The organism is Nocardioides lianchengensis (assembly GCF_900101465.1).
Classification (GTDB): Bacteria; Actinomycetota; Actinomycetes; order Propionibacteriales; family Nocardioidaceae; genus Nocardioides; species Nocardioides lianchengensis.
Map to the genome: position 1 here is coordinate 1 of NZ_FMZM01000012.1, position 25,241 is coordinate 25,241.

Sequence of the window (25,241 nt, forward strand, 5' to 3'; positions counted from 1 at the left end):
GGTCACCCAGCGGTTCTCGACTCCGGGCAGCAGGGCGTCCTGCTGGGCCTTGCTGAACCGGTGCACCTCGTCGACGAAGAGCACCGTCTCGTTCCCGGTCGCCACCAGCTGGGCCCGGGCCGAGTCGATCGCCGCCCGGACCTCCTTGACCCCCGCCGAGACCGCCGAGACCTCGACGAAGCGCCGGTCGGTCTGCTGGCTGACGATCGAGGCGATGGTCGTCTTGCCGGTGCCCGGTGGGCCCCAGAGCAGCAGGGACATCGACTGGTCGTTCTCGATCAGCTGGCGCAGCGGCGCCCCGGGGGCCCGCAGCTGCTCCTGGCCGACCAGCTCGTCGAGCGTGCGCGGCCGCATCCGCACCGCGAGCGGCGCCGAGGCGTGCGTGTTCGCCGCGAGGGAGCCACCACCCCCGCCGCCGGGGCGGGGCACGTCGAAGAGTCCGTCCACGACCGGAACCCTACGGTGAGCCCGGAACCGTGACGACGCTGGTCGAGGTGCGAGCGGAGCGCGCCTCGAACCCGGCGATCAGCCGCTGACCACGGTACGGCTGCCGACGTCGAACCAGCGGTCCTCGTAGCCCGACCCGGTCATCAGCTCGACGTCGACCGGCTCCGTGGACGACGCGTCCGGGTTGCCCCGGTCGTCGACGCCGAGCAGTCCCGTCGTCACCGGACGCTCCGGTGCCTTCCCCAGCTCGCCGGCGAAGTGGCAGGCGACCTTGTGGCGCGGACCGATCTGCAGCAGCGGCGGCTCGACCTTGGCGCAGATGTCCTGCGCCAGGTGGCAACGGGTGCGGAACCGGCAGCCGGAGGGCGGGTTGACCGGGCTCGGGACGTCGCCCTGGAGCATGATCCGCTCGCGTCGGCCACCGACCGCCGCCTGCTTCACGTCAGGCACCGCGGACAGCAATGCCTGGGTGTAGGGGTGGTGCGGGGTCGCGTAGAGCGTCTCGCGGTCCGCGATCTCGACGATCTTGCCGAGGTACATCACCGCGATCTCCGGGCAGAAGTGCCGGACCACCGCCAGGTCGTGGGCGATGAAGAGGAACGCGATGTCGAACTCCTTCTGGAGGTCCTGGAGCAGGTTGATCACCTGCGCCTGGATGGACACGTCCAGAGCGGAGACCGGCTCGTCGGCGACGAGCAGGCGCGGGTTGAGCGTGAGGGCGCGCGCGATGCCGATGCGCTGGCGCTGACCGCCGGAGAACTCGTTCGGGTAGCGGTTGTAGTGCTCGGGGTTGAGGCCGACGACCTCCAGGAGCTCCTTGACCCGCGGCATGATCTGGTTCTTGGGCACGATGTCGTGCACGGCCAACGGCGCGCCCACGATCGAGCCGACCGTGTGCCGCGGGTTCAGCGAGGTGTAGGGGTCCTGGAAGATCATCTGTACGTCGCGACGCACCGGCTTCAGCTCGCGCTTGCTGAGCGTCGCGAGGTCCCGGCCACCGAACTGCATGGAGCCCGACGTCGGCTTGTAGAGCCGGGTGATCAGCCGACCGGTCGTGGACTTGCCGCAGCCGGACTCGCCCACCAGGCCGAGGGAGCCGCCCTCGGGCACCTGGAAGGAGATGCCGTCGACCGCCTGGACGTGGCCGACCGTGCGACGGACCAGGCCGGGCGCCTTGACCGGGAAGTACATCCGCAGGTCCTCGACGGTCAGCACGGGCTTGGCCCGGGGGTCGAGCTTGGCCGCGGTGTGGCCCTGTTCGGCCATCTCGTGGAACAGGTCGTCGGGGCTCGTCGTCTCGTCGCTCATCAGGCCTCCTCGACCAGGTCGGGGGCGATCTCGGGCAGCACTTCGCTCTGGTAGACCGCCTCGGGGTCGGCCAGGTGGCAGCGCTTGAGGTGCTTGCTGCCGGCGGCGAGCGGGAGCAGCTCGGGGAGCGTGGTGCGGCACAGGTCACCGGGCACCTTGTCCCGGTGCGCGCAGCGCGGGTTGAAGGAGCAGCCCGGCGGCGGGTCGAGCAGGCTCGGCGGGTTGCCGGGGATGGGAATCAGCCGGGCGTCGGTGTCGGCCTGCACGTCGGGCACGCTCGACAGGAGGCCCCAGGTGTAGGGCATGGCCGGCCGCGTGAGCATCTGCTTGGTGGCGCCGTACTCGACGGCGCGGCCGGCGTACATGACCAGGACGTCGTCGGCCATCTCGGCGATCACGCCGAGGTCGTGGGTGATGATCACGACGGCGGAGTTGAACTCGCGCTGCAGGTCCTGGAGCAGGTCGAGGATCTGCGCCTGCACGGTCACGTCGAGCGCGGTCGTCGGCTCGTCGGCGATCAGCAGGGACGGATCGTTGATCAGGCCCATCGCGATCATCGCGCGCTGCCGCATGCCGCCGGAGAACTGGTGCGGGAAGTCGTCGACGCGACCGTCCGGCTGCGGGATCCCGACCCGGTCGAGCATCTCGATGGCCCGCCGCCGGGCGTCGCGCTTGGACGCCTTCGGGTGGTGCACGAGGTAGGCCTCGGCCAGCTGGGCACCGACGCGGTAGAAGGGGTGCAGGGCCGCGAGTGCGTCCTGGAAGATCATCGCGACCTGGTTGCCGCGCAGCTTGCGCATGCCCGGCTCGGCCATGCCGACGATCTCCTGGCCGCCCACCCGGATCGAGCCGGCGACGGTGGAGCGCTTGGGGTCGTGAAGGCCCAGGACGGCCATGCTCGAGACGGACTTGCCGGAGCCGGACTCCCCCACGATGCCGAGGGTCTTGCCCAGCTCGAGGGTGTAGGAGACCCCGTTGACCGCGCGAACGGGGCCGTCCGGGGTCGGGAACTCGACCGAGAGGTCCTCGACGACGAGGAACGGGTCGCTGTCGGACACGGTGGTGCCGGACCTTTCGACGGAGGGCGTGGCGGTCATGCGAGTCGCACCCGCGGGTCGAGCGCGCTGTACATGACGTCCACGAGGATGTTGCTCAGGACCATGATGATCGCCGCGAACAAGACCGTGGCCGACACCACCGGGAGGTCCAGGCTGTACGTCGCGCTCAGGCCCCAGCGACCGATGCCCTGGATGTCGAAGATGTACTCGGTGAACAGGGTGCCGGCGAGCAGCACGCCCAGGTCGATGCCGAAGATCGTGATGACGGGCACCAGAGCCGCACGCAGTCCGTGACGGTAGACGACCTGCCGCGGCCCGAGCCCCTTGGCCGTGGCGGTGCGGATGTAGTCCTCGTTCAGGGCCTCGACCATCGCGCCTCGGGTGTAGCGGGTGTACTGGGTGCAGCCGAAGATGCCGAGGCAGATCCACGGCAGCAGGAGGCCGGTGAACCAGTCCCAGGGGCTCTCCCACGGTGGCGTGTAGCCGCTGCTGCCGAGAATGGGGACGTCCCAGATCAGCGTGAAGTAGAGCCACGCGAGCAGGGCGAAGAGGTAGTAGGGCACCGAGCTGATGAACAGGAAGCTGCTGACCAGCGCCTTGTCGGCGAAGCTGCCACGTCTTCGCGCGGCCGCGACCCCGATGGGCACGCCGAGCAGCAGGTAGAGCGCGGCGCCGCCGGCGGCGATGGAGACCGTCGCCGGGAGCCGTTCGATCAGCTCGTCCCAGACCAGGGCCCGGGAGCGCTGCGAGACACCCAGGCATGGGGCGTCACAGTCGATGGTGCTGTTGCCGATCTCGATGGTGCGACCGACGAAGACGCCCTTGACGTAGGCGCCGTACTCGGACCAGATCGGGTTGTTGTAACCCAGCTGCTCCTCGAAGTTCTCCAACCGCTCCGGGGTGCACCGGTTGCTGGTCTCCTGGTTGCAGATCGGCCGCGCCGGACTCGACGGGCCGTACCAGAACAGGGCGAAGATGGCCATCGACACCAAGACGATGGTGACGACGCCGATCAGGAGACGCTTGACGATGTAGGCGAACACGGGTGGGGACCTTCCGGGAGCACGGGGACGGCAGGAGGATGGGGGCCGGGCGAACCCGACCCCCATCCCGGTCGCGAGCGATCAGCTCGGGACCTCGGGTCACTGGGTGACGAAGAGGTCCTTGAAGTTGATCGAGCTCATCGCGCCGTCACCGTTGAAGTTGCCGATGGAGGCACCGGCGCCGTACAGCTCGTTGCGGTAGGCGAGCGGGATCAGCGGGAAGTACTCCGTGCCGATCATCTCGTCCAGGTCGCCCCAGGCCGTGGGCTGCTCCTCCGCCGGGAGGGTGGCGATGTCGTCGATGGCCTTCTGCACGTCGGGCTCGTCGAAGAACGCCGTGTTGTAGGGCTGACCGGCCTGGACCAGCGGCGGGATCATCGTGGACGCCGACGGCCAGTCCGAGCACCAGTTGACGTTACGAAGGTTCAGGCGCTTGTTGATGTCGCTGTCCTTGTCGTCGTAGAGGGCGTAGTAGTCCTCCTGGTACGGGATCATCTCGACCTTGAAGCCAGCGGCCTCGTAGCCCTTCTTCTCCGCCTCGGCGGCGGCCTTCAGGGTGGCGTCGGAGTCGTCGTAGACGTAGGTCAGCGTCATGCCGGTCTGACCGGCCTCCTCGAGGAGCTGCTTGGCCTTCTCGGGCTGGTAGGTGAACTGCTCACCGTCCGGGAAGTACTCCTTGCGGCCCGACATGCCGGGGGGCATCAGGGTGCTGGCCGGGATCCGGGTGACGCCGGGGATGTTGCCGCCGGCCAGGGTCACGTTGTCGAAGTCGTAGGCCCAGGCAATGGCCTTGCGGACGTTGATGTCGGTGATCTTGGTGTAGTCGGGCGCACGGTAGGACACGCACTGACCGGTCTGCTGGATGTAGTTGTCGCCCAGCTTGCTCTTCAGGTCGGTGGCGTTGGACGCGCCGAGCCGGTAGGAGATCGCCGTCGAGGACAGCTCGCTGTCGCTCAGCAGGATCTGGTCGGTCTTCTGCTGGTCCTGGTTGAACTTGAAGGTCCAGGAGTCGACGTACTGGTGACGCGCCGGGTCGGTGGCCGGGTCCCACTGGTCGTTCTTCACCAGGGTCAGCGACTCCGTCGGGCGGAACTCGGAGATCTTGTAGGGACCGTTGGAGAGCGGCTTGCGGCCGTAGGCCGGGAAGTCGGAGTTCTCCAGCGGGATCGGGCCGATCGCCATGAACGAGCCCCAGAAGTCCATGTCCGGGAACGGCTTCACCATCTTGATGGTGATGTCCTGACCCTCGACGGTGATGCCGGAGCAGTCGCCGTCGGCCGGGCCGGCGTAGCCGTCGCCGCAGTCGATGTTCTCGACGGAGTAGACCTGGCCGGGACCCGAGGTGAAGGTCTCGGAGTCGAAGCTCCGCTCGATGCCGTACTTGATCTCCTCGGGGGTGATCGGGTCGCCCGTCTCCCACTTGACGTCGTCACGGACGGTGAAGGTCCACTCCGTGAAGTCGTCGTTGGGCGTGCCGAGGTCGGTGGCGAGGTCGGGAACCAGCTCCATCTCCCCGGACTCGTCGTTCTTGCGGTACTGGGTGAGCGAGCGGTGGGTCAGGGCCTGCTGGATGGAGTTGCCGAGCACGGACCACCCGTTGGTCGGGTCAAGGTCCTCCGGTCCCTCGTCGAGCGGGACGTAGACCGTGACGTCGCCTCCGGTCGCGGCGCCCTCGATCTCGGGGGCCGGACCCTCGGCGTCGGCGACCTTCGCGAAGCCGGCACCGGCCTCCTCGAACTTCTGGTCGCTGGGGGTGCTCCCGCCGCCGCCCCCACCGTCGCCGCCACAGGCGGCCAGGGTGGAGATGAGCGCGACGCACGCAACAGCGGCAAGCGACTTGGTTCGCTTCATCGTGTTGTGCCTTTCCTCTTCATCCGTGCCACAGACCCAAGCCCGTGACCACAATTGAGTGCCCGTCAGCGACGGGTCTTGGGGTCCACCGCGTCGCGGATGGCGTCCCCGAGCAGGTTGAGCGCGACGACCAGCACCACGATGCCGATCAGCGGCTCCCACAGGTAGAGCGGGTAGGTCTTGAAGTACTTCGTCGCCTGACTGATGGTCTGGCCCCACGACTCGCCCTGGGTGATGCCGATGCCGAGGTAGGCCAGGGCGGCCTCGGCGGCGATGAACGCCGGCAGCATCAGGGAGACCGCGACGACGATCGGGGCCACCAGGTTGGGCAGCAGCTCACGAAGCATGATCCGACGCGTCGGCATGCCGATGACCTCGGCGGAGAGGATGAACTCCCGCTCACGCAGCGACAGCACCTCACCGCGGACCAGTCGGGCGACCGACATCCAGCCGAAGCCGGCGAGGATGGCGACCAGCGACCAGAGCTGGGCCTGCGGGTAGATGTCGGGCTTGAGCGCGAACCGCTCGTTGAGGATCGGCGCGATGATCAGCGCGATCAGGATGTAGGGCAGCGTCAGGAACAGGTCGGTGACGAATGAGATGATCCGGTCGGCGATGCCGCCGAGGAATCCGGCCAGCAGGCCCATGGTGACGCCGATCAGGGAGGCCACGATCGTCGACAGCGCCGCCACGGTGAGCGACGTGCGGCAGCCGTAGAGCCACTGCGCGAGGTTGTCCTCGGCCGTGCTCGGCGAGATGCCGAACGGGTGATTGGGGTCGAACCCGTAGTGCGGCGGGCCGTTGAGCGGCATGCCGTCACCGAGGTAGTCGAGCTCGGTGGCGGGGCTGCCGGGGCCGGTCTCGACGCCCACGGCGTTGGCGATGACCCCCGCGAAGATCGCGATCAGCACGAAGAACAACACGATGACCGCGCAGGCGACGGCGACCTTGTCGCGACGCAGCCGGCCGAAAGCGATCTGCAGCGGCGACTGGCTCTTGACCGGTCCCTTGCCCTTGCCCGCCTCCGGCGCCTGGGGCGCTTCGTCACTCAGGTGCCCGAGCGTCTCGGAGGAAACCGGCGGCAGCGACATGCTCTCCCCATCTGGTGATCGGGCCCGAAAAAAATGAGTTGCGGGCGGCGAACCTCTCGGCTCGCCGCCCGCGACTCTATGTGACCCGTACCCGGCCCGGCGATCACCCGCGAGTAACGATCTGGTCTCGACGGGTGGGACGGGCCGTCCGGTGGATCAGTCCTGTGCCGGGACTTCCTTCGCCGGTGAGGCGTCGACCCCGGCCTCCTTGCGCTGCTGGGCCGTGATCGGCGCAGGGGCCGCCGTGAGCGGGTCGAAGCCGCCGCCCGACTTCGGGAAGGCGATGACGTCGCGGATCGACTCCGCTCCGCCGAGGATCGCGCAGATCCTGTCCATGCCCACGGCGATGCCGCCGTGCGGCGGCGCGCCGTACTTGAAGGCGTCGAGGAGGAAGCCGAACTTCTCCTGGGCCTCGTCCTCCCCGATGCCCATCACCTCGAAGACCCGCTTCTGCACATCCTCGCGGTGGATCCGGATCGAGCCACCGCCGAGCTCGCTGCCGTTGCAGACGATGTCGTAGGCGTAGGCGAGCGCCGGGCCGGGGTCGGTGTCGAAGGTGTCCAGGAACTCCGGCTTGGGGCTCGTGAAGGCATGGTGGACGGCCGTCCAGGCGCCTGCGCCGACCGCGACGTCGCCGCTCGCGACGGCGTCCGAGGACGGCTCGAACAGCGGCGCGTCGACCACCCAGGTGAAGGCGAAGGCCGACTCGTCGATCAGGCCGCCGCGGCGACCGATCTCCAGGCGGGCAGCGCCGAGCAGCGCCCGGCTCGACTTGGTGGCGCCGGCGGCGAAGAACACGCAGTCGCCCGGCTGCGCTCCCACGTGCGCCGCCAGGCCGGCCTTCTCGGTGTCGGAGAGGTTCTTGGCCACCGGACCGCCGAGCTCGCCGTCCTCCTGCACCAGGACGTAGGCCAGTCCGCGGGCACCGCGCTGCTTGGCCCACTCCTGCCAGGCGTCGAGCTGCTTGCGCGGCTGGCTGGCGCCGCCGGGCATCACCACGGCGCCGACGTACTCGGCCTGGAAGACCCGGAACGGGGTCTCGGCGAAGTACTCGGTGCACTCGACGAGCTCCTGGCCCATCCGCAGGTCGGGCTTGTCGGAGCCGAAGCGACGCATCGCCTCGGCGTAGGTCATCCGCGGCACCGGGCGCGGGATCTCGTGGCCCTCGAGGGCCCAGATCTCGGCCAGCACCTCCTCCATCAGCGCCAGGACGTCCTCCTGGTCGACGAAGCTCATCTCGATGTCGAGCTGGGTGAACTCCGGCTGCCGGTCGGCGCGGAAGTCCTCGTCGCGGTAGCACCGGGCGATCTGGTAGTAGCGCTCCAGGCCGCCGACCATCAGCAGCTGCTTGAACAGCTGCGGGCTCTGCGGCAGGGCGTACCAGCTGCCGGGGTGCAGGCGTGCGGGCACCAGGAAGTCGCGAGCGCCCTCCGGGGTCGAGCGGGTCAGCGTGGGCGTCTCGGCCTCGACGAAGTCGTGGCGGTCCAGGACGTCGCGGGCCGCCTTGTTGATCCGGCTGCGCAGCCGGATCAGGCGGGCCGGCTCGTTGCGGCGCAGGTCGAGGTAGCGGTGCTTGAGACGCACCTCCTCCCCCACGTCCACGTGGTCCGAGATCGGGAACGGCAGCGGCGCCGCGGCGCTGAGGACCTCGACGTCGGTGGCCACGATCTCGATCTCGCCGGTGGCCAGGTTGGGGTTCTCGTTGCCCGCCTTGCGCGCGGTCACCTCGCCGGTGACCTTCAGGCAGTACTCCGCGCGCAGCTGGTGGGCGACCTCCTCGTCGCGGATCACGACCTGGACGATGCCGCTGGCCTCGCGCAGGTCGATGAAGGCCACGCCGCCGTGGTCGCGCCGGTTGGCGACCCACCCGGCGAGGGTGACGGTCTGGCCGACGTGCTCGGCGCGCAGGCTGCCGGCGTCATGGGTGCGGATCACTGGTGCTCCTTCGTGACGACCTGCGGTCGCAGGTCGTCGGTGGGTGGGGTCCAGGCGGCCGGGTCCGCGGCGACCTGCTCCCCCGATCGGATGTCCTTGACCTGGTGGGAGACTCCCCCGTCCGGATCGTCCTGGACGAACCAGACGAACGGGATGCCGCGACGCTCGGCGTACCTGATCTGCTTGCCGAACTTCTGGGCGGAGGCGGCCACCTCGCACGGCACGCGTCGAGCGCGCAGCGAGGCGGCCACGGCATCACTGGCTGCCCGGGAGTCCTCGTCGGTGACGGCGACCAGGACGGCGCTCGGCACCGGCCGGCTGCCCGCGAGGACGCCGTCGGCCAGCAGCGGGATGATGCTGCGGGAGACGCCGAAGGACACGCCGACCCCGGGGTACGTCGTACGGCCGTCGCTGGCCAGCGCGTCGTAGCGCCCGCCGCCGCCGACCGACTTCAGTCGCTCGTAGCCGGCCATGAAGATCTCGACGACCGTGCCGGTGTAGTAGTCCAGCCCGCGCGCGATGCGCAGGTTGGCCTCGACGGTGACGTGCCGCCGCTCCCCGGCCGAGCAGCCGGCGACGACCGCCTCGAGCTCGGCCAGGCCCTCGTCGAGCAGCGGGTGGCTGACCCCGAGGGCGCGGACCTGCTCGACGAACGACGTGTCGGCGACCCGGATGGTGGCCAGGTCCAGGCACTGCTGGGCCTGCTCCGGCGTGGCCCCCGCGTCGCTGACCAGCAGCTCGGCGACCTTCTCGGCGGGCAGCTTGTCGAGCTTGTCGATCACCCGGATCGCCGCGACGACGTCGGGCAGGCCGAGGCCGGCGTAGAAGCCCTGGATCAGCTTGCGGTTGTTGAACTGGAAGCTCAGCGCGGGGATCGGGAGCGCGTCGAGTGCCTCCACCATCACCCGCATCACCTCGACGTCGTGGTGGAACGGCAGCACGTCCTTGCCGACGATGTCCACGTCGGCCTGGGTGAACTGGCGGTAGCGACCCTCCTGCGGGCGCTCGCCGCGCCAGGCCGGCTGGACCTGGTAGCGGCGGAAGGGGAACTCCAGGTGACCGGCGTGCTCGAGGACGTAGCGGGCGAACGGGACGGTCAGGTCGAAGTGCAGCCCGACGCCGGCGTCCGACCCTCCCTGCTCCTTCTGCAGGCGCTCCAGGAGGTAGACCTCCTTGGAGGTCTCGCCCTTGCCGAGGAGGACGTCGACGGGTTCGACGGCGCGCGTCTCGATGTTGGCGAAGCCGTGCAGCTCGAAGGTGTCGGAGAGCGACGCGATGACCGCGCGCTCCACGGACCTGGCGGCAGGCAGCAGCTCGGGAAACCCGCTGAGCGGGCTGGTCTTGGTGGCCATGGGTGTCAGAGGCCTCTCAGTGACCCTGGGGGACTCGGCCCACCGGACCGTCGTCGAGAAGGTCCAGCAGGTAGGGATTGGTCGCGCGCTCGCGACCGATGGACGTCTGCTCACCGTGACCCGGGAGGACCACGATGTCGTCGGCGAGGGGCAGCACCTTGGTGGTGAGGCTGCGCAGCATGGTGGGGTGGTCGCCGCCCGGCAGGTCCGTGCGCCCGATCGAGCCCGCGAACAGCAGGTCACCGGAGAACATGACCTCGCTGACGTCCTGCTGGGCGTACGGCGTGCGGAAGGTGACCGACCCCTCGGTATGGCCCGGGGTGTGGTCGACCACGAAGCGCAGGCCGGCCAGCTCGAGCACCTGGTCGTCGGCCAGCTCGCGGACGTCGTCGGGCTCGGCCCACTCGTAGTTGCCGCCGAGCAGCATCTGGGTGGTCTCGCGCGACATGCCCGCCATCGGGTCGGCGAGCAGGTGCCGGTCGCTCGGGTGGATCCACGCGGTGGCGTCGTACGTGCCGGCGACGGGGGCGACGCACCACATGTGGTCGACGTGCCCGTGGGTGACCAGCACCGACACCGGCTTCAGACCGTGCTCGCGGACGACCTGGTCGACGCCCTCGGCCGAGTCCTTGCCGGGATCGATCACCACGCACTCGCTCCCGGCGCCGGTGGCGACGACGTAGCAGTTGGTGCCCCACGGACCCGCGGGAAAGCCGGCGATCAACACTCGCCCACACTACCGAGGGCGCCCCGGTGGTGTCGCACCGGTTCCGGGCCGTGACGACCTTCCTCACACCGGGCGCAGGCGTGACTAGAGTAGGCGCCTGCAACGTACCGCCCGCGTGCGACCCGAAGATGCGAAGAGGGATCAGCAAGTGACGAGCCATGAGTGGGGCCGCGTCGACGACGACGGCACCGTCTACGTCCGGACCGCCGACGGCGAGCGTTCGGTCGGGCAGTACCCCGAGGGGACTCCCGACGAGGCGCTCACCTTCTTCACCGAGCGGTACGCCGCCCTCGCCTTCGAGGTCGAGCTGCTCGAGCAACGGGTGAACTCGGGGGTGCTGTCCCCCGAGGAGGCCGCCGAGTCGGTGAAGACCGTCAAGGCGCAGGTGGTCGACGCCAACGCCGTCGGCGACCTGATCTCGCTGGCCGGCCGGCTCGACGCGCTCGGGCCGATCATCGCCCGGCAGCGCGACGCGCGCCGCGAGGAGCGGGCCCAGAAGTCCGCCGAGGCCAAGGCGGCCAAGGAGCAGCTGGTCGCGGACGCCGAGAAGATCGCCGAGAGCACCGACTGGCGACACGGTGCCAACCGGCTGCGCGACCTGCTTGAGCAGTGGAAGGCGCTCCCCCGCATCGACCGGGCCTCCGACGACGCGCTCTGGCGGCGCTTCTCGACCGCCCGCACGGCGTACACACGGCACCGCAAGGCGCACTTCGCCGAGCTCAACGAGCAGCGCGAGGGCGCCCGGGCCATCAAGGAGCGCCTGGCCACGGAGGCCGAGTCGCTCGCCGGGTCCACCGAGTGGGGCCCGACCGCCGGGCGCTACCGCGACCTCATGAAGCAGTGGAAGGCCGCCGGGCCGGCCCCCAAGGACGTCGACGACGCCCTCTGGAAGCGGTTCCGGGGCGCCCAGGACGCCTTCTTCGGCGCTCGCGACGCGGAGAACGCCGCCCTGGACCAGGAGTTCGCCGCCAACGCCGAGGTCAAGGAGGCGCTGCTCGTCGAGGCCGAGGCGCTGCTGCCGGTCGGGGACGTCGACGCCGCCAAGCGCACCTTCCGCGACATCGCGGACCGCTGGGACGCCGCCGGCAAGGTCCCGCGCGACCGGATCAAGGACCTCGAGGCCCGGATCCGCAAGGTCGAGCAGGCCATCCGCGCCGTCGAGGAGGAGGCCTGGGCCAAGTCCGACCCCGAGAAGTCGGCCCGCGCCGACGACATGGTCTCCAAGCTGGAGCAGGCCATCGCCAAGGTCGAGGCCGACCTCGAGAAGGCCCGTGCCGCCGGGAACGACAAGAAGATCAAGGACCTCGAGGAGAACCTCGAGTCCCGCCGGTCGTTCCTCGAGATGGCCAAGCGCGCCAGCGCGGACTTCTCGGGCTGAGCTCCGCTCAGCCCGACAAGTCCATCGGTGGTCGAGTAGCACGCCGCGACTGAGGAACGACGTCGCGACGGGCGTATCGAGACTCACCCCCGTGGCGCGAACCGTCCCGTCCGCGCGACCAGGAGGGGTCTCGATACGTCGCTCGCGCCCTCGCGAGCTCGGCCGCGACCGCCTACTCGACCACCGATGTCACGCAGTGAGCTCGCTGCGTGGCATCGGTGCGTGGCATCGGTGCGTGGCATCGGTGGTCGAGTAGCACGCCGCGACTGAGGAACGAAGTCGCGTCGGGCGTATCGAGACCCACTCTGCTCACGCGAACGGTCCGGTCCGCGTGACCTGGACGGGTCTCAATACGTCGTTCGCGACCTTCGCAAGCTCAGTCGCGAACGCCTACTCGACCACCGGTGTCACGCAGTGAGCTCGCTGCGCTCGCTCACTGCGTGACGCGATAGGCGTCGAAGACGCCGGGGACGCCGCGGACGGCGCGGATGACGTTGTCGAGGTGCTTGGCCTCGGCCATCTCGAAGGTGAAGCGGCTCTTGGCGACCCGGTCCCGGGTGGTCGAGAGGTTGGCGCTGAGGATGTTCACGTGGGCGTCCGAGAGGACCATCGTGATGTCGGAGAGCAGCCGGGCCCGGTCGAGGGCCTCGACCTGGATGTTGACCAGGAAGGTCGACTGCCCGGTGGGGGCCCACTCGACCTCGAGGAGCTTCTCGGGCTGGGCCTTCAGGTCGGCCGCGTTGGTGCAGTCCTGGCGGTGCACCGAGACGCCGCCGCCCTTGGTGACGAACCCGAGGATCTGGTCGGGCGGCACCGGGGTGCAGCACTTCGCGAGCTTGACCCACACGTCCGGGGCGCCCTTGACGATGACGCCCGAGTCACCACCCGAGCTGGCCTTGGCCCGACCACGGCGCCCGGTGATGGTGACCGCCTCGGCCAGGTCCTCCTGGGCGCTGTCACTCCCACCGTGCTCGTCGATGACCCGTCGTACGACGGCCTGCGCGGAGAGGTTGCCCTCGCCGACGGCGGCGTACATCGCCGAGACGTCCGCGTGGTTGAAGTGGCGCGCGGCCAGGGTCAGCGACTCGTGGGACATCAGTCGCTTGAGGGGCAGGCCCTCCTTGCGCATGAGCTTGGCGATCTGCTCCTTGCCCTGCTCGATGGCCTCCTCGCGCCGCTCCTTGGTGAACCACTGGCGGATCTTCGAGCGGGCCCGCGGCGACTTCACGAAGGTCAGCCAGTCGCGCGACGGCGCGGCGGTGGGCGACTTGGAGGTGAAGACCTCGACGACGTCGCCGTTCTCGAGCGTGGACTCCAGCGGCACCAGCCGGCCGTTGACGCGCGCGCCGATGGTGCGGTGGCCGACCTCGGTGTGCACGGCGTAGGCGAAGTCGACCGGCGTGGCGCCCGCCGGCAGCGCGATCACGTCGCCGCGCGGGGTGAAGACGTAGGTCTCGGCCCGGTTGATCTCGAAGCGCAGCGACTCCAGGAACTCGCCCGGATCCTCGACCTCGCTCTGCCAGTCGAGCAGCTGGCGGACCCAGGTCATGTCGTCCATGTCGCCCTGGCGGTCGGTGTCGACGCCGGCGCGGCCGTCCTCCTTGTACTTCCAGTGAGCGGCGACGCCGTACTCGGCGCGGCGGTGCATGGCGAAGGTCCGGATCTGCAGCTCGACCGGCTTGCCCTGCGGGCCGATCACGGTCGTGTGCAGCGACTGGTACATGTTGAACTTCGGCATCGCGACGTAGTCCTTGAACCGCCCGAGCACGGGGTTCCAGCGCGAGTGGAGCACGCCGAGGACGCTGTAGCAGTCGCGGTCGTCGTCGACCAGGATCCGGATGCCGACCAGGTCGTAGATGTCGGAGAACTCCCGGCCCCCGACGATCATCTTCTGGTAGATCGAGTAGTAGTGCTTCGGTCGGCCGGTGACGCGGCACTTGATCTTGGCCTCGCGCAGGTCGCCCTCGACCTGGCTGATCACCTCGGCGAGGAACTGGTCGCGCGAGGGCGCGCGCTCGGCCACCATCCGCACGATCTCGTCGTAGATCTTGGGGTGCAGGGTCGCGAACGCGAGGTCTTCGAGCTCCCACTTGAGGGTGTTCATGCCGAGCCGGTGGGCCAGCGGGGCATAGATGTCGAGGGTCTCGCGAGCCTTGCGCTCCTGCGTCTCCTGCTTGACGTAGCGCAGGGTCCGCATGTTGTGGAGTCGGTCGGCGAGCTTGATGACGAGGACCCGGATGTCGCGCGACATCGCGACGATCATCTTGCGGATCGTCTCGGCCTCGGCGGTCTCGCCGTACCGGACCTTGTCGAGCTTGGTCACGCCGTCGACCAGCCGGGCGACCTCCTCGCCGAAGTCGGCGCGCACCTGCTCCAGCGTGTACGGCGTGTCCTCCACCGTGTCGTGCAGCAGCGACGCGACCAGCGTCGGCTCGGTCATGCCGATGTCGGCGAGGATGGTGGTGACGGCGAGCGGGTGGGTGATGTAGGGGTCGCCGCTCTTGCGCATCTGCGTGCCGTGCATCTTCTCGGCCGTCAGGTAGGCGCGCTCGATGAGCGCCAGATCCGCCTTCGGATGGTTGGTCCGGACGGCGCGGAACAACGGCTCCAGCACCGGGTTGCCGGGCTGGCTGCGGGTGCCCATCCGGGCCAGCCGGGCCCGCATGCTGCGTCCCGGCGGGGCGGGGGCCTCCGGGCGCTCCCCCGGCGGTGGGCCGGGGCGCGGGGCCTGGCGCGGGGGCGGACCGGTCCGCCCGGGCGGGGCGGTGCGTTCCTCGGTCACCCTCTCAGCCTACGCGCCACTCAGAGCGTGACCAGGCTGCTGACCGGCAGGTCGCCGACGGTCTCGCGCCCGGGCAGGAAGGAGAGCTCCATCAGCACGGCGAGGCCGGTCACGATCCCGCCGCAGGCCTCGACCAGCTCCCGCGTGGCGCGGGCCGTGCCGCCGGTGGCCAGCACGTCGTCGACCAGCAGCACCCGGTCGCCGGGCGAGATCGCGTCGCGGTGCAGCTCGAGCGTCGCGTCGCCGTACTCGAGGGAGTAGGAGACGGCGTGGGTCTCGCGGGGCAGCTTGCCGGCCTTGCGGACCGGCACGAAGCCGGCGCCCAGGGCGAGGGCCACCGGCGCGGCCAGGATGAAGCCACGGGCCTCCATCCCGACCACCTTGTCGACCACCTGGCCGTCGTCGAGCCGGCCGTGCTCGGCCAGCGCCGCCACGACGGCCGTGAAGCCGTCGTGGTCGGCGAGGACCGGGGTGATGTCCTTGAAGACGACGCCGGGCTCGGGGAAGTCGGGGACGTCGACGACGAGGCGATCGAGCGCCTCGCGGGCGACCTCGGCCGGGCTCCCCGAGCCGTCTGTCACTTGGGGCCGCGCTTGGACTTGCTGGTGCGGGTCGGCTGGATCCGGCCCGCGGCACCGCTCGGGCGCACGTCGCCCTTCGCCTTGGGTACGACGCGACCGCGGCCCGAGGCCTCCTCGCCGCGGGGCGGGGCGGTGGGCCGGGAGACCGGCGCATCGTCCTCGTCGTCACCGAGGTCGCTGCCCGCGAAGCCGGGCTCGTCCTGGACCGGCAGGTCCTCGACGAAGGCCGGCACCGAGGCGTAGCGGTCGGCGTTGGCCTTGGCGCGCGACTTGGCGCGGCGGTCGGACTCCTGGATCGCGGACTCGCGGCCCTTGATGTGGACCAGGACGCGCGGCGCGAGCAGCACCGAGGAGTAGATGCCGACGGCCATGCCGACGAACTGCGCGAGCGCGAGGTCCTGCAGCGAGCTGGCACCGAGCTGGACGGCGCTGACGTAGAGGATCGCGCCGATCGGGATCAGCGCCACGATGCCGGTGTTGATCGAGCGCACCAGCGTCTGGTTGACGGCCAGGTTGGCCGCTTCGGCGTACGTCTGTCCGGACTTGCGGAGCTCGTGCGTGTTCTCGCGGACCTTGTCGAAGACGACGACGGTGTCGTAGAGCGAGAAGCCCAGGATGGCGAGTAGGCCGGTCACCGCCGAGGGCGTCACCGGGAAGCCCGAGAGGGCGTAGATGCCGACGGTGATGACGATGTCGTGCACGAGCGCGACCAGCGCCGCGATCGACATCTTCCACTCGCGGAAGTAGCCCCAGATGAAGAGCATGACCAGCACGAGGAAGACGGCGACGCCGATGATCGCCCGCTTGGCGACCTCGCGACCCCAGCTGGCGCCGATCTCGGTCGGCGACAGGTCGACGGTCTCGGGGACGGTCTCCTGGATGATCTCGCCGACCCGGTCACTGACCTCGTCGGTGACCTCACCGACCTCGACCACGATGGCCTTGTTGCCCTCCGTGGTCACCGAGGGTGAGTCAACGCCCTCCAGGTCGGCGTCCGCGATGGCGGTCCGGATGGAGTCCGCGTTCTCCTGGGTGACCTCCGCCGCGGGCATGGTGGCCCGGATCTGGGTGCCACCGGTGAACTCGACACCGAAGTTCATCCCCTTGAAGAAGATGATCGCGAGTGCGGCCAGCACCAGGACCGCGGTGATGGAGTACCACAGCGGCCGGCGACCGATGAAGTCGATCGACTTCCGACCGCCGTAGAGGTCGTTTCCGTAGCGCGAGAACTTGCCCATCAGGCCTTGCCTCCTGCCGGGGCCGCGTCCATGCCGAGCGTCTCCTTGCTCAGGCCGGACAGCTTCCCACCGCCGTTGAAGAACTTGTACTTCGCGAGGTACGACACCAGCGGCTTGGTGAACCAGAAGAGCACCGCGAGGTCGATCAGCGTGGACAGGCCGAGCGCGAAGCCGAAGCCCTTCACCACGCCGGTCGCGAAGATGTAGAGGACCGCTGCGGAGAGCAGCGACACCACGTTGGCCGCGAGTCGGGTGACCTTGGCGCGCTTCCAGCCGGTCTCGACCGCGACCCGCATCGACTTGCCCTCGCGCATCTCGTCGCGGATGCGTTCGAAGAACAGGATGAAGGAGTCGGCGGTGACACCTACCGCGATGATGAAGCCGGCGATACCGGGCAGGGTCAGCGTGAACCCGGCCGTCTTGCTGAGCAGCAGGACCAGCGCGTAGCTCATCGCCGCGGCGACGCCGAGCGAGCCGAAGACCACCAGGCCCAGGCCGCGGTAGTAGAGCAGGCAGTAGAGCATGACCAGACCGAGACCGAAGCCGCCAGCAACGAGGCCGGCGTTGAGCTGGTCCCCGGCCAGCGACGGGCCGATGTCCTCGACCGTCACGTCACGGTCGAAGGCGATCGGCAGGGCGCCGAAGCGGAGGCTGGTGGCCAGGCTGTCGGCCTCGCTCTCCTTGAAGTCACCGGAGATCTGCGCCTCGCCGTTCGGGATCACCCCGTCGAAGCCCAGCGCGGAGATGACCTGGCCGTCGAGCACGATCGCGAACCGCTGCTCGGTCGGCAGCAGGGCGCGAGAGACGGCCTCGAAGGCGCTCTCGCCCTTGCCGCCGATGGACAGGGTGACGACCCAGCCGGTGCCCTGCTGGGGCGTGCCGTACGACGCGTCCTTCAGGTCGGTGCCCTCGACGACGGCGGCCGACAGCAGCATCTTCTCGGCCGCGCCGGTGTCCTCGTCGACCTCGCACGAGACGATCGGGCGCTCGGGGTCGTCCACCAGGCTGACGGGGGTGCCGTCGGTCGGGCAGGTGAAGGCGTTGTAGGCGTCGATCGAGGCCTGGTCGGGAGCGTTCTGCCAGGCGAGCAGCTCCTCGGTCTGGCCGGCCTTCGGGCCGTCGTACTCGGCGACCTGGGGGGTGGCGCTGGCCGACGCCGAGGGGTCGGCCGGTGCGGACGGGTCGGCCGTGGTCGAGCCGCTGGGGCTCTCGGCCGGCGCCGACGGCGACGCGGCGTCCGTGGGAGCGTCACTCGGCGCGGGCGTCTCGTCGGTCCGGGCGAACCCGACCGGCGGGCGGTTGGCGCCCGACGGCGACGCGGCCGGCTCGGAGGGCGTGGCCGCAGGAGCGTCGGTGGGTGCGTCGGTCGCGGTGCCGTCTCCCGGGACCACCGTGGAGCCGTCGGGGAGGTCGAGGTTGGGATCCAGGCTCGGGTCGGTCGCCGCGCCCGTGCAGCCGCCACCGGACTCGGAGCAGGCGACCAGGCGGAACCGGAGCTGGGCCTGACGCTTGACCGTCTCCTCCAGCTGGCGGCGGTTCTCGACGTCGCCGGGGACCTCGACGACCACGAACTGTCCGCCCTGGACGGTCACGTCGGCCTCGGCGACACCGGAGCCGTTGACCCGCTGGTCGATGATCTGGCGGGCCTCCTCCAGGTTCTCGGCGCTGGGGTTGCCGTTGGCCTGCAGGGTGATCCGGGCGCCTCCCTCGAGGTCGAGGCCCAGCGAGGGCTTCCAGGTGCCGCCCAGGGCCACGAGGCCGTAGAGGATCGCCACGCCCAGGAAGAACACCACGAGGGTGCGTCCCGGACGGGCGGCGGTCGAGCGTGCCATGTCAGTTCTCCTCGGGCTCGTCGTCGACGAGCGGCTGCTGGATGATCGAGCCGACCGCACCGCGGGCGACCTTGATGGTCACTCCCTCGGCGATCTCGACCCGGAGGTGGTCGTCGGCGACCTCCGTGACGTGCGCGAAGACGCCCGAGGTCAGCATGACCTCGTCCCCGACCGACAACGACGACTGCATGCCCCGAAGTTCCCGTTGGCGCTTGCTCGCCGGGCGGATGATCAACAGCCAGAACAGCAGCGCGATCGCTGCGAACGGCAGCAAGCCGGCGAACTCCACGGAAAAGCCTCTCGAGCGATGACGGGTGGGTCTCCCAGCCACGAAGACAGCGGGCGGGCCGACCGACGCGCAAGCATAACGGTGGGTACCGGTGACGATCGCATCACGGTCGATCTGTCCGACCGGCGGGGGTGGCTCAGTCCTCGAAGAGGGTGCCGTCGACCGTCGGCAGCGCGGGCGGCGCGAGTCCGAGGTGCGCCCAGGCCGCCGGTGTGGCGATGCGTCCGCGCGGGGTGCGGGCCAGGAAGCCGAGCCGGACCAGGAAGGGCTCGGCGACCTCCTCGACGGTCTCGCGCTCCTCCCCCACGGCCACGGCCAGGGTGGAGACACCGACCGGCCCGCCCCCGAAGCGCCGACAGAGTACGTCGATGACCGCCCGGTCCAGGCGGTCGAGCCCGAGCTGGTCGACCTCGTAGAGGTCGAGCGCGGCCTCGGCGACCCCCAGCGTGACGACGCCGTCGGCCCGGACCTGGGCGTAGTCGCGGACCCGGCGCAGCAGCCGGTTGGCGATGCGCGGGGTGCCGCGGGACCGGCTGGCGATCTCGGCCGCGCCCTCGGCACGCAGCTCGACGCCGAGCAGGCCGGCGGAGCGGTGCACGATCAGGTCGAGCTCGTGCGGCTCGTAGAACTCCAGGTGGCCGGTGAAACCGAACCGGTCGCGCAGCGGGCCCGGCAGCAGGCCGGCTCGGGTGGTCGCGCCGACGAGGGTGAAGGGCGGGATCTCCAGCGGGATGGCGGTGGCCCCCGGGCCCTTGCCGATGACGACGTCGACCCGGAAGTCCTCCATCGCCATGTAGAGCATCTCCTCGGCGGGCCGCGACATCCGGTGGATCTCGTCGACGAAGAGGACGTCGCCCTCGTTCATGCCGGACAGGATCGCGGCCAGGTCGCCCGCGTGGGTGATCGCCGGGCCACTGGTGAGCCGCAGCGGGGTCGCCATCTCGGCGGCGATGATCATCGCCAGGGTCGTCTTGCCGAGTCCGGGAGGGCCGGACAGCAGCACGTGGTCGGGGGCGCGTCCGCGCTGGCGAGCGGCCTCCAGCACCAGTCCGAGCTGGGCGCGGACCCGCGCCTGCCCGACCACCTCGTCGAGGGTCTTGGGGCGCAGGGCGGCCTCGACCGCCCGCTCGTCGCCCTCGGCCTCCGCGGCGGTCAGCGAGCGCAGGTGACCGCTCTCGGCCGCCTCCAGCTCGTCCTCGTGGAACGGCATCGGCTACGCCCTGCTCAGGGTGCGCAGCGCCGCGCGCAGCAGCGCCGCGACGTCGGGGACGTCGCCGGCCTCGCCCGCCACCGCGTCGACCGCCTTGTCGGCGTCCTTCGCCGACCAGCCCAGGCCCACCAGTCCCTGCTGGACCTGGTCGCGCCAGGGCTCGGCCGAGACGGGACGCGGCCCGGCGGCCCCGGAGGTCGGGGCGCCGATCCGGTCCTTGAGCTCCAGGATGATCCGCTGGGCGCCCTTCTGACCGATGCCGGGCACCTTGGTCAGGGTCTTGACGTCGTCGGAGGCGATCGCCCGGCGCAGGTCGTCGGGGCTCAGCACCGCGACCATCGCCTGAGCGACCTTGGGCCCGACCCCGGACGCGGTCTGCACCAGTTCGAAGGTCTGCTTCTCGTCGTCGTCGACGAAGCCGAACAGGGTCAGCGAGTCCTCGCGCACCACCATCGACGTGGCCAGCGTGGCCTTCGAGCCGGTGCGCAGCGTGGCCAGGGTGCCCGGGGTGCACATCAGCTCCAGGCCGACTCCCCCGACCTCCAGCACGGCGCTGGACAGGGTCAGCGCGGCGACCTCGCCACGGACGAACGCGATCACGGACGACTCCTCGCTGCGGCGACCGCCGCGTCGATGCGGGCCTGGGCGCCGCCGCGCCAGATGTGGGTGATGGCCAGGGCCAGGGCGTCGGCGGCGTCCGCCGGCTTGGGAGGGGCGTCGAGCCGCAGGATGCGGGTCACCATGGCCCCGACCTGCTGCTTGTTCGCGCGTCCGTTGCCGGAGACGGCGGCCTTGACCTCGGACGGCGTGTGCAGTGCGATCGGAAGCCCTCGCCGGGCCGCGCAGACCATGGCGATGCCGCTGGCCTGGGCGGTGCCCATGACGGTGCTGACGTCGGACCGGGCGAAGACCCGCTCCACGGCCACGGCGTCCGGGGCGAACTCGTCGAGCCAGGCGTCGACGCCCTTCTCGATCGTCACCAGCCGGTGGGCCACCGGCACCTCGGCGGAGGTGCGGAGCACGTTGACGTCGACCAGCGTGAGCGGTCGGCCGACCGAGCCGTCGACCACGCCCATGCCGCAGCGGGTCAGGCCGGGGTCGATCCCGAGCACGCGCATGTCGTCGCCTTCCGTCCGAACAGGTGTTCGGAGGTCACGCTATCCCGCACCTGCCGGGTCGCCCCGGCCGACACGCGGGCACCGGGCGAGGTCTCGACGCGTCGGTCGCGTCCTCGCTACGCGTCGATGGACTCGAGGACCTCGTCGGAGATGTCGGCGTTGCTGAAGACGTTCTGGACGTCGTCGAGGTCGTCGACGGCGTCGACCAGGCGGAACACCTTGCCGGCGACCTCCGGCTCGGCGACCGGGATGTCCATGGTGGCGACGAAGAGGATGTCGGCGGAGTCGTAGTCGATCCCCGCGGCCTGCAGGGCGGTGCGGACGGCGACCAGGTCGCCGGGCTCCGACTGGACCTCGAAGCTCTCGCCCAGGTCGCTGACGTCCTCGGCACCGGCGTCGAGGGTCGCCTCCAGCACGTCGTCCTCGGAGATCTCGACCGCCGCGCCCCCGCGCTCCTGGCTCTTGCCGACGACGACGACGCCCTTGCGGGTGAACAGCCGCGAGACCGACCCGGGGTCGGCCATGGTGCCGCCGTTGCGGGTCACCGCGGTGCGGACCTCCATCGCGGCGCGGTTGCGGTTGTCGGTGAGGCACTCGACGAGCAGCGCGACGCCCTGCGGGCCGTAGACCTCGTACATGATCGTCTCGTAGTCGACGCCGCCGCCATCGAGCCCACCGCCGCGCTTGACCGCGGAGTCGATGTTCTTGTTGGGCACCGACTGCTTCTTGGCCTTCTGGACCGCGTCATAGAGCGTCGGGTTGCCGGAGAGGTCGGGGCCGCCCATCTTCGCCGCGATCTCGATGTTCTTGATCAGCTTGGCGAACAGCTTGCCGCGCTTGGCGTCGATCGCGGCCTTCTTGTGCTTCGTGGTCGCCCACTTGGAGTGGCCAGACATGCGTCCCTCTTCTACTCGCCCGGGCAGGCGCCCGTGTCGTCTGCGGTCCGAGGATCGATCCTACCCGTGGCCGGACGAAGAGCGCCGCGACCACCGGGTGGCCGCGCAGGCGGACCAACACCCCCGCCACCCCCAGCGGTACGACGACCGCCACGAGCAGCACCCCCGGAGCGGTCCCGAGCCCGAGCCCGACGGCCAGGTCCACGGCCGCCTGCATGACCAGCAGGTGGGTGGCGTAGTAGACGACCGACTCGCGGCCCACGGCCGCCAGCGGCCCCCAGCGGATGCGGTCGGCGAGCCGCCCGAGGACCGGCGGCAGCCGCGGGCCGACCTCCCGGGCGAGCGCGTCGCCGACCAGGAACCAGCCGAGCAGCACCACGAACTTGTGCGCCGACGCGTCGACGAGCTGCTCCCCCGCCACCACCAGCAGCGGCCCGGCCAGGGTGCGGGCCGGCGGCGGCAGCAGCATGCCCACCACGTGGAAGCAGAAGAGGTAGGCCAGGAACCATAGGTAGGTCTGCGGATCGTGGAGCAGCTGAGGCAGCAGCTCCCACGGCAGCGGCCGACCGTCGCGGTGCGCGTAGGCCAGGGCGCCGGCGACGTCGAGCGAGGCCCACACGACGTACGGCCAGAGGATCGTGTCGACCTTGCCGCGCAGGTGCCGACGCCGACCCTTGGCCAGCGACCGGGGCAGCAGCAGACCGGAGAGGAGCACGAGCAACGGCATCCGGACCGGGCCGACCAGCTCGTCGACCGCACGCAGGGGACCGGCCTCGAGGCCGAGGGCCCCGGCCGTCGCGAGGTCGGCGTGCATGAGCACGACCGCGAGGACGGCGAGCCCTCGCAGCCCGTCCATCCACCCGTGGCGCACACCGGGACGCTGACGCGTCCGGGTGTACGACGGGGCTCAGCCGCGGACCAGCTCGGTGAACATCCGGTGGAGTCGCACGTCGGAGCCCACCTCGGGATGGAACGAGGTCGCCAGCAGCGGGCCCTGGCGGACCGCGACCGGGTGGCCCGCGGCGCTCGCCAGCACCTCGACCTCCGGGCCGACCTGCTCGACCCACGGCGCCCGGATGAAGACGCCGTGCACCGGACTGTCGAGGCCCGCGACGTCGAGCGACCCCTCGAAGGAGTCGACCTGTCGGCCGAAGGCGTTGCGCCGCACGGTGATGTCGAGCCCGCCCACGGTCTCCTGGCCGGCGGCGCCGTCCAGGACCCGGTCGGCCAGCATGATCATCCCGGCGCAGGTGCCGAAGACCGGCAGCCCGGCGGCCACCCGCTTGCGGAGCGGGTCGAGCAGCTCGAAGATCCGGGCCAGCTTGGCCATCGTGGTCGACTCCCCGCCGGGGATGATCAGCCCGTCGCAGGCGTCCAGCTCGCCCGGCCGTCGTACGGCGACCGCCTGCACGTCGAGGGAGCCGAGGGCGGCGAGGTGCTCGCGGACGTCGCCCTGGAGGGCCAGCACGCCGACGGTGGGGGTCATCGCGCCAGTCTAGGAACGGCCGACGCGCTCAGGAGCACAGACCCACCAGGCCGGCGACGGCGGAGTAGTTGCGGACGTTCGAGGGTCCGGAGATCCAGGTGGTGGCGCCCCCGCCGTACGGGACCTTGGCGCGCACGCGAGCGGTGCCGCTGGTGATGAGGGCACCCGACGTGGCGGCGAAGCTGGTGCCGGTCGTGTCGTAGCTGGCGCTCGCCGTGCCGGTCGAGTCGATGAACGTGACGGTGTAGCCGGTCGCACCCGCCACCGCCGGCCAGTTGAACTGCACGGAGCCCAGCGAGAGACCGCCGCAGGCGAGGACCGGGGCGGGCACCGTGGCGGCGGTGATCGTGGTTCCCGTGACCGTGGCGGTGTCGGTCCAGTCGGCCACGGCCGGCGCGGCCACCAGGCAGAGGGCTCCGAGGAGCACTCCCCCGGCGACCAGGCCCAGGCGCGGCCGCGCCGTCACGACAGATCCGAGCTGCCCGTGAAGGACAGCGTCACGGCGGTGGTGCCGCCCTGCAGCGAGGAGGCGGCGTTGGTCGGCAACGTGACCTGCACGCAGACCTTCCAGGTGCTGCCCGCGGTCAGGGTCCGCGCCGGCAGCAGCGCCGCGTTAAGCGCGGTGCCGGAGCCGGCGATCGCCGTACCGGAGCAGGTGGCGGACGAGCCGCTGCCCGTGACGGCGGTGTCGGCGGTGGCCTTGACCTGAAGGGCGCCGGCCAGGTTCTTGGTGTCCGGGTTGGTGGCCGTCGAAGCGCCGGTGAAGCGCACCGGCGCCGTGCCGGAGTTGCCGATGGTGAGCACGGCGGCGGAGGTGTTGCCCGGCACCATCGCGCCCAGATTGAGCGCGGCGTAGCCGGTCACCTGGTCGACGGTGTTGACCTTCAGGTCGATCGTGCCGGCGGTGAGGCTGGCGCCGGTCACGGTCGCCTCGTCGGTCCAGTACGCCCAGGTGCCAGTGGTCGCGACGCCGCCCAGCAGGACCAGGCCGACCGCGGCCCGGAACCGACCGGTGCGCCAGAGGGCGCGCCGGGCAGGACGAGCGGCGCGGCGTCCGCCTCGGGGCTCAGCGCGGTGCTGCGACATGCGCACCCCCGGACCGGCGCGGACGCCGACGCGCGTGCCGGGACTCCCCGATCAGCCGCACCGCGGCGTAGCCGAGCAGCGCGATCCCCACCAGCGGCACCAGCATCCGGCGGAGGTCCTGGCCGACCAGGGTGCCGAGCCGGCCGACGTAGGGGACGGCGTACCAGCGCTCGCCGCGGATCTGCTCGGCCCGGACGGGCAGCGCATCGGCGACGTCGTTGGCGTCGCCCTGGGTGCGGAAGACCGGCTTGCCGGCGCCGTCGACGCCGATGCCGATCACCCGGTGGGTGACGACGGCGGCCTCGCCGGACTCCAGCTGGTAGGTCACGACCGAGCCGATCGTGATGTCCTCCGGGTCCACCGGCCGCGTCACGACGAGCGTGCCGGGAGGCATGTGAGGCTGCATCGACCCGGTGAGGATCGTGTACGGCGTCGCGCCGGCCACCCGGGGGATGACGACCGCCACGGTCAGCACGGCGAGGCCGGCGAGGAACACCACCCAGGAGGCGGCGCGGAGGACCCGGATCATCGCG

Annotated in this window: 24 protein-coding genes; 1 reads left to right on the plus strand and 23 read right to left on the minus strand. The window is 70.8% G+C overall.

Translation table 11 applies throughout. The features are described from left to right. The 9 genes from BLT76_RS19760 to BLT76_RS19800 all read right to left on the minus strand — a co-directional run. Positions 1-447 (minus strand): AAA family ATPase (locus BLT76_RS19760; RefSeq protein ID WP_244509497.1); only part of this gene is annotated, 447 nt, incomplete at its 3' end. A gap of 78 nt (positions 448-525) precedes the next feature. Further along, positions 526-1,755 (minus strand): ABC transporter ATP-binding protein, encoded by a 1,230-nt coding sequence (locus BLT76_RS19765; protein WP_425287098.1) that lies wholly within the window; start codon positions 1,753-1,755, stop codon positions 526-528. Next, complete coding sequence (locus BLT76_RS19770) at positions 1,755-2,852, minus strand: ABC transporter ATP-binding protein (RefSeq protein WP_090860031.1); 1,098 nt, start codon at positions 2,850-2,852, stop codon at positions 1,755-1,757. The genes BLT76_RS19765 and BLT76_RS19770 overlap by 1 nt, the downstream gene beginning before the upstream one ends. Then, positions 2,849-3,856, minus strand: coding sequence for an ABC transporter permease (locus BLT76_RS19775; RefSeq protein ID WP_244509498.1), 1,008 nt, complete (start codon positions 3,854-3,856; stop codon positions 2,849-2,851). The genes BLT76_RS19770 and BLT76_RS19775 overlap by 4 nt, the downstream gene beginning before the upstream one ends. Before the next feature lie 99 nt (positions 3,857-3,955). Further along, a complete protein-coding gene (locus BLT76_RS19780; RefSeq protein WP_090860033.1) occupies positions 3,956-5,707 on the minus strand; it encodes an ABC transporter substrate-binding protein in 1,752 nt (583 codons plus the stop codon). A gap of 65 nt (positions 5,708-5,772) precedes the next feature. Beyond that, complete coding sequence (locus BLT76_RS19785) at positions 5,773-6,798, minus strand: ABC transporter permease (protein WP_090860034.1); 1,026 nt, start codon at positions 6,796-6,798, stop codon at positions 5,773-5,775. Between the two features lie 156 nt (positions 6,799-6,954). Continuing rightward, positions 6,955-8,733 (minus strand): aspartate--tRNA ligase, encoded by a 1,779-nt coding sequence (aspS, locus tag BLT76_RS19790; RefSeq protein ID WP_090860035.1) that lies wholly within the window; start codon positions 8,731-8,733, stop codon positions 6,955-6,957. Then, the gene (gene hisS / locus BLT76_RS19795) at positions 8,730-10,085 is read right to left on the minus strand and encodes a histidine--tRNA ligase (RefSeq protein ID WP_090860036.1); all 1,356 of its coding nucleotides are present in this window, start codon (positions 10,083-10,085) and stop codon (positions 8,730-8,732) included. Before hisS ends, aspS begins: the two co-directional genes overlap by 4 nt. 16 nt (positions 10,086-10,101) lie before the next feature. Further along, entirely contained in the window at positions 10,102-10,812 is a 711-nt protein-coding gene (locus BLT76_RS19800; RefSeq protein ID WP_090860037.1) for an MBL fold metallo-hydrolase, read from the minus strand. A 148-nt stretch (positions 10,813-10,960) separates the two neighbouring features. Between BLT76_RS19800 and BLT76_RS19805 the strand changes: the two genes are divergently transcribed. After that, positions 10,961-12,190, plus strand: coding sequence for a DUF349 domain-containing protein (locus tag BLT76_RS19805; protein WP_090860038.1), 1,230 nt, complete (start codon positions 10,961-10,963; stop codon positions 12,188-12,190). A gap of 433 nt (positions 12,191-12,623) precedes the next feature. Here BLT76_RS19805 and BLT76_RS19810 read toward each other — a convergent pair whose 3' ends face one another. The 14 genes from BLT76_RS19810 to BLT76_RS19875 all read right to left on the minus strand — a co-directional run bounded on the left by BLT76_RS19810 (position 12,624) and on the right by BLT76_RS19875 (position 25,237). Then, complete coding sequence (locus BLT76_RS19810; protein WP_373366986.1) at positions 12,624-14,972, minus strand: RelA/SpoT family protein; 2,349 nt, start codon at positions 14,970-14,972, stop codon at positions 12,624-12,626. Between the two features lie 20 nt (positions 14,973-14,992). Next, on the minus strand, positions 14,993-15,553 hold the full coding sequence (locus tag BLT76_RS19815; protein WP_090860040.1) for an adenine phosphoribosyltransferase: 561 nt from the start codon (positions 15,551-15,553) through the stop codon (positions 14,993-14,995). Beyond that, positions 15,550-16,791: a protein translocase subunit SecF gene (gene secF, locus BLT76_RS19820; RefSeq protein ID WP_090860041.1), complete on the minus strand. Its 1,242-nt coding sequence runs from the start codon at positions 16,789-16,791 to the stop codon at positions 15,550-15,552. Before secF ends, BLT76_RS19815 begins: the two co-directional genes overlap by 4 nt. Then, the gene (gene secD, locus BLT76_RS19825) at positions 16,791-18,623 is read right to left on the minus strand and encodes a protein translocase subunit SecD (RefSeq protein ID WP_090860042.1); all 1,833 of its coding nucleotides are present in this window, start codon (positions 18,621-18,623) and stop codon (positions 16,791-16,793) included. Before secD ends, secF begins: the two co-directional genes overlap by 1 nt. A gap of 1 nt (position 18,624) precedes the next feature. Continuing rightward, entirely contained in the window at positions 18,625-18,912 is a 288-nt protein-coding gene (gene yajC, locus BLT76_RS19830; protein WP_244509499.1) for a preprotein translocase subunit YajC, read from the minus strand. Between the two features lie 136 nt (positions 18,913-19,048). Beyond that, positions 19,049-20,122, minus strand: coding sequence for a Holliday junction branch migration DNA helicase RuvB (ruvB, locus tag BLT76_RS19835; RefSeq protein WP_090860043.1), 1,074 nt, complete (start codon positions 20,120-20,122; stop codon positions 19,049-19,051). 3 nt (positions 20,123-20,125) lie between these two features. Further along, positions 20,126-20,722, minus strand: a complete 597-nt coding sequence (gene ruvA, locus BLT76_RS19840) for a Holliday junction branch migration protein RuvA (protein ID WP_090860044.1) — start codon at positions 20,720-20,722, stop codon at positions 20,126-20,128. Then, complete coding sequence (gene ruvC / locus BLT76_RS19845) at positions 20,719-21,240, minus strand: crossover junction endodeoxyribonuclease RuvC (protein WP_090860045.1); 522 nt, start codon at positions 21,238-21,240, stop codon at positions 20,719-20,721. Before ruvC ends, ruvA begins: the two co-directional genes overlap by 4 nt. Before the next feature lie 116 nt (positions 21,241-21,356). Then, positions 21,357-22,088 (minus strand): YebC/PmpR family DNA-binding transcriptional regulator, encoded by a 732-nt coding sequence (locus BLT76_RS19850; protein ID WP_244509507.1) that lies wholly within the window; start codon positions 22,086-22,088, stop codon positions 21,357-21,359. Then, positions 21,985-23,007 carry an acyltransferase family protein gene (locus BLT76_RS26450; RefSeq protein WP_139175705.1) on the minus strand — a complete coding sequence of 341 codons (1,023 nt, stop codon included), beginning with the start codon at positions 23,005-23,007 and terminating at the stop codon, positions 21,985-21,987. Before BLT76_RS26450 ends, BLT76_RS19850 begins: the two co-directional genes overlap by 104 nt. A 36-nt stretch (positions 23,008-23,043) precedes the next feature. Then, entirely contained in the window at positions 23,044-23,622 is a 579-nt protein-coding gene (pdxT, locus tag BLT76_RS19860) for a pyridoxal 5'-phosphate synthase glutaminase subunit PdxT (RefSeq protein WP_090860048.1), read from the minus strand. Positions 23,623-23,650: 28 nt separating this feature from the next. Beyond that, complete coding sequence (locus tag BLT76_RS19865; protein ID WP_090860049.1) at positions 23,651-24,088, minus strand: hypothetical protein; 438 nt, start codon at positions 24,086-24,088, stop codon at positions 23,651-23,653. After that, positions 24,085-24,708, minus strand: a complete 624-nt coding sequence (locus tag BLT76_RS19870) for a TasA family protein (RefSeq protein ID WP_090860050.1) — start codon at positions 24,706-24,708, stop codon at positions 24,085-24,087. Before BLT76_RS19870 ends, BLT76_RS19865 begins: the two co-directional genes overlap by 4 nt. Continuing rightward, the gene (locus BLT76_RS19875; protein ID WP_090860051.1) at positions 24,689-25,237 is read right to left on the minus strand and encodes a signal peptidase I; all 549 of its coding nucleotides are present in this window, start codon (positions 25,235-25,237) and stop codon (positions 24,689-24,691) included. The genes BLT76_RS19870 and BLT76_RS19875 overlap by 20 nt, the downstream gene beginning before the upstream one ends. Positions 25,238-25,241: the final 4 nt, after the last annotated feature.

Bases quoted from the DNA above. Each gene is read 5' to 3' on its own strand.
- BLT76_RS19765 (WP_425287098.1), bottom strand. From the start codon at position 1,755: ATGAGCGACGAGACGACGAGCCCCGACGACCTGTTCCACGAGATGGCC.
- BLT76_RS19770 (WP_090860031.1), bottom strand. From the start codon at position 2,852: ATGACCGCCACGCCCTCCGTCGAAAGGTCCGGCACCACCGTGTCCGAC.
- BLT76_RS19780 (WP_090860033.1), bottom strand. From the start codon at position 5,707: ATGAAGCGAACCAAGTCGCTTGCCGCTGTTGCGTGCGTCGCGCTCATC.
- BLT76_RS19785 (WP_090860034.1), bottom strand. From the start codon at position 6,798: ATGTCGCTGCCGCCGGTTTCCTCCGAGACGCTCGGGCACCTGAGTGAC.
- hisS (WP_090860036.1), bottom strand. From the start codon at position 10,085: ATGGCCACCAAGACCAGCCCGCTCAGCGGGTTTCCCGAGCTGCTGCCT.
- secF (WP_090860041.1), bottom strand. From the start codon at position 16,791: ATGGGCAAGTTCTCGCGCTACGGAAACGACCTCTACGGCGGTCGGAAG.
- secD (WP_090860042.1), bottom strand. From the start codon at position 18,623: ATGGCACGCTCGACCGCCGCCCGTCCGGGACGCACCCTCGTGGTGTTC.
- ruvB (WP_090860043.1), bottom strand. From the start codon at position 20,122: ATGCCGTTCCACGAGGACGAGCTGGAGGCGGCCGAGAGCGGTCACCTG.
- ruvC (WP_090860045.1), bottom strand. From the start codon at position 21,240: ATGCGCGTGCTCGGGATCGACCCCGGCCTGACCCGCTGCGGCATGGGC.
- pdxT (WP_090860048.1), bottom strand. From the start codon at position 23,622: ATGACCCCCACCGTCGGCGTGCTGGCCCTCCAGGGCGACGTCCGCGAG.
- BLT76_RS19870 (WP_090860050.1), bottom strand. From the start codon at position 24,708: ATGTCGCAGCACCGCGCTGAGCCCCGAGGCGGACGCCGCGCCGCTCGT.
- BLT76_RS19875 (WP_090860051.1), bottom strand. From the start codon at position 25,237: ATGATCCGGGTCCTCCGCGCCGCCTCCTGGGTGGTGTTCCTCGCCGGC.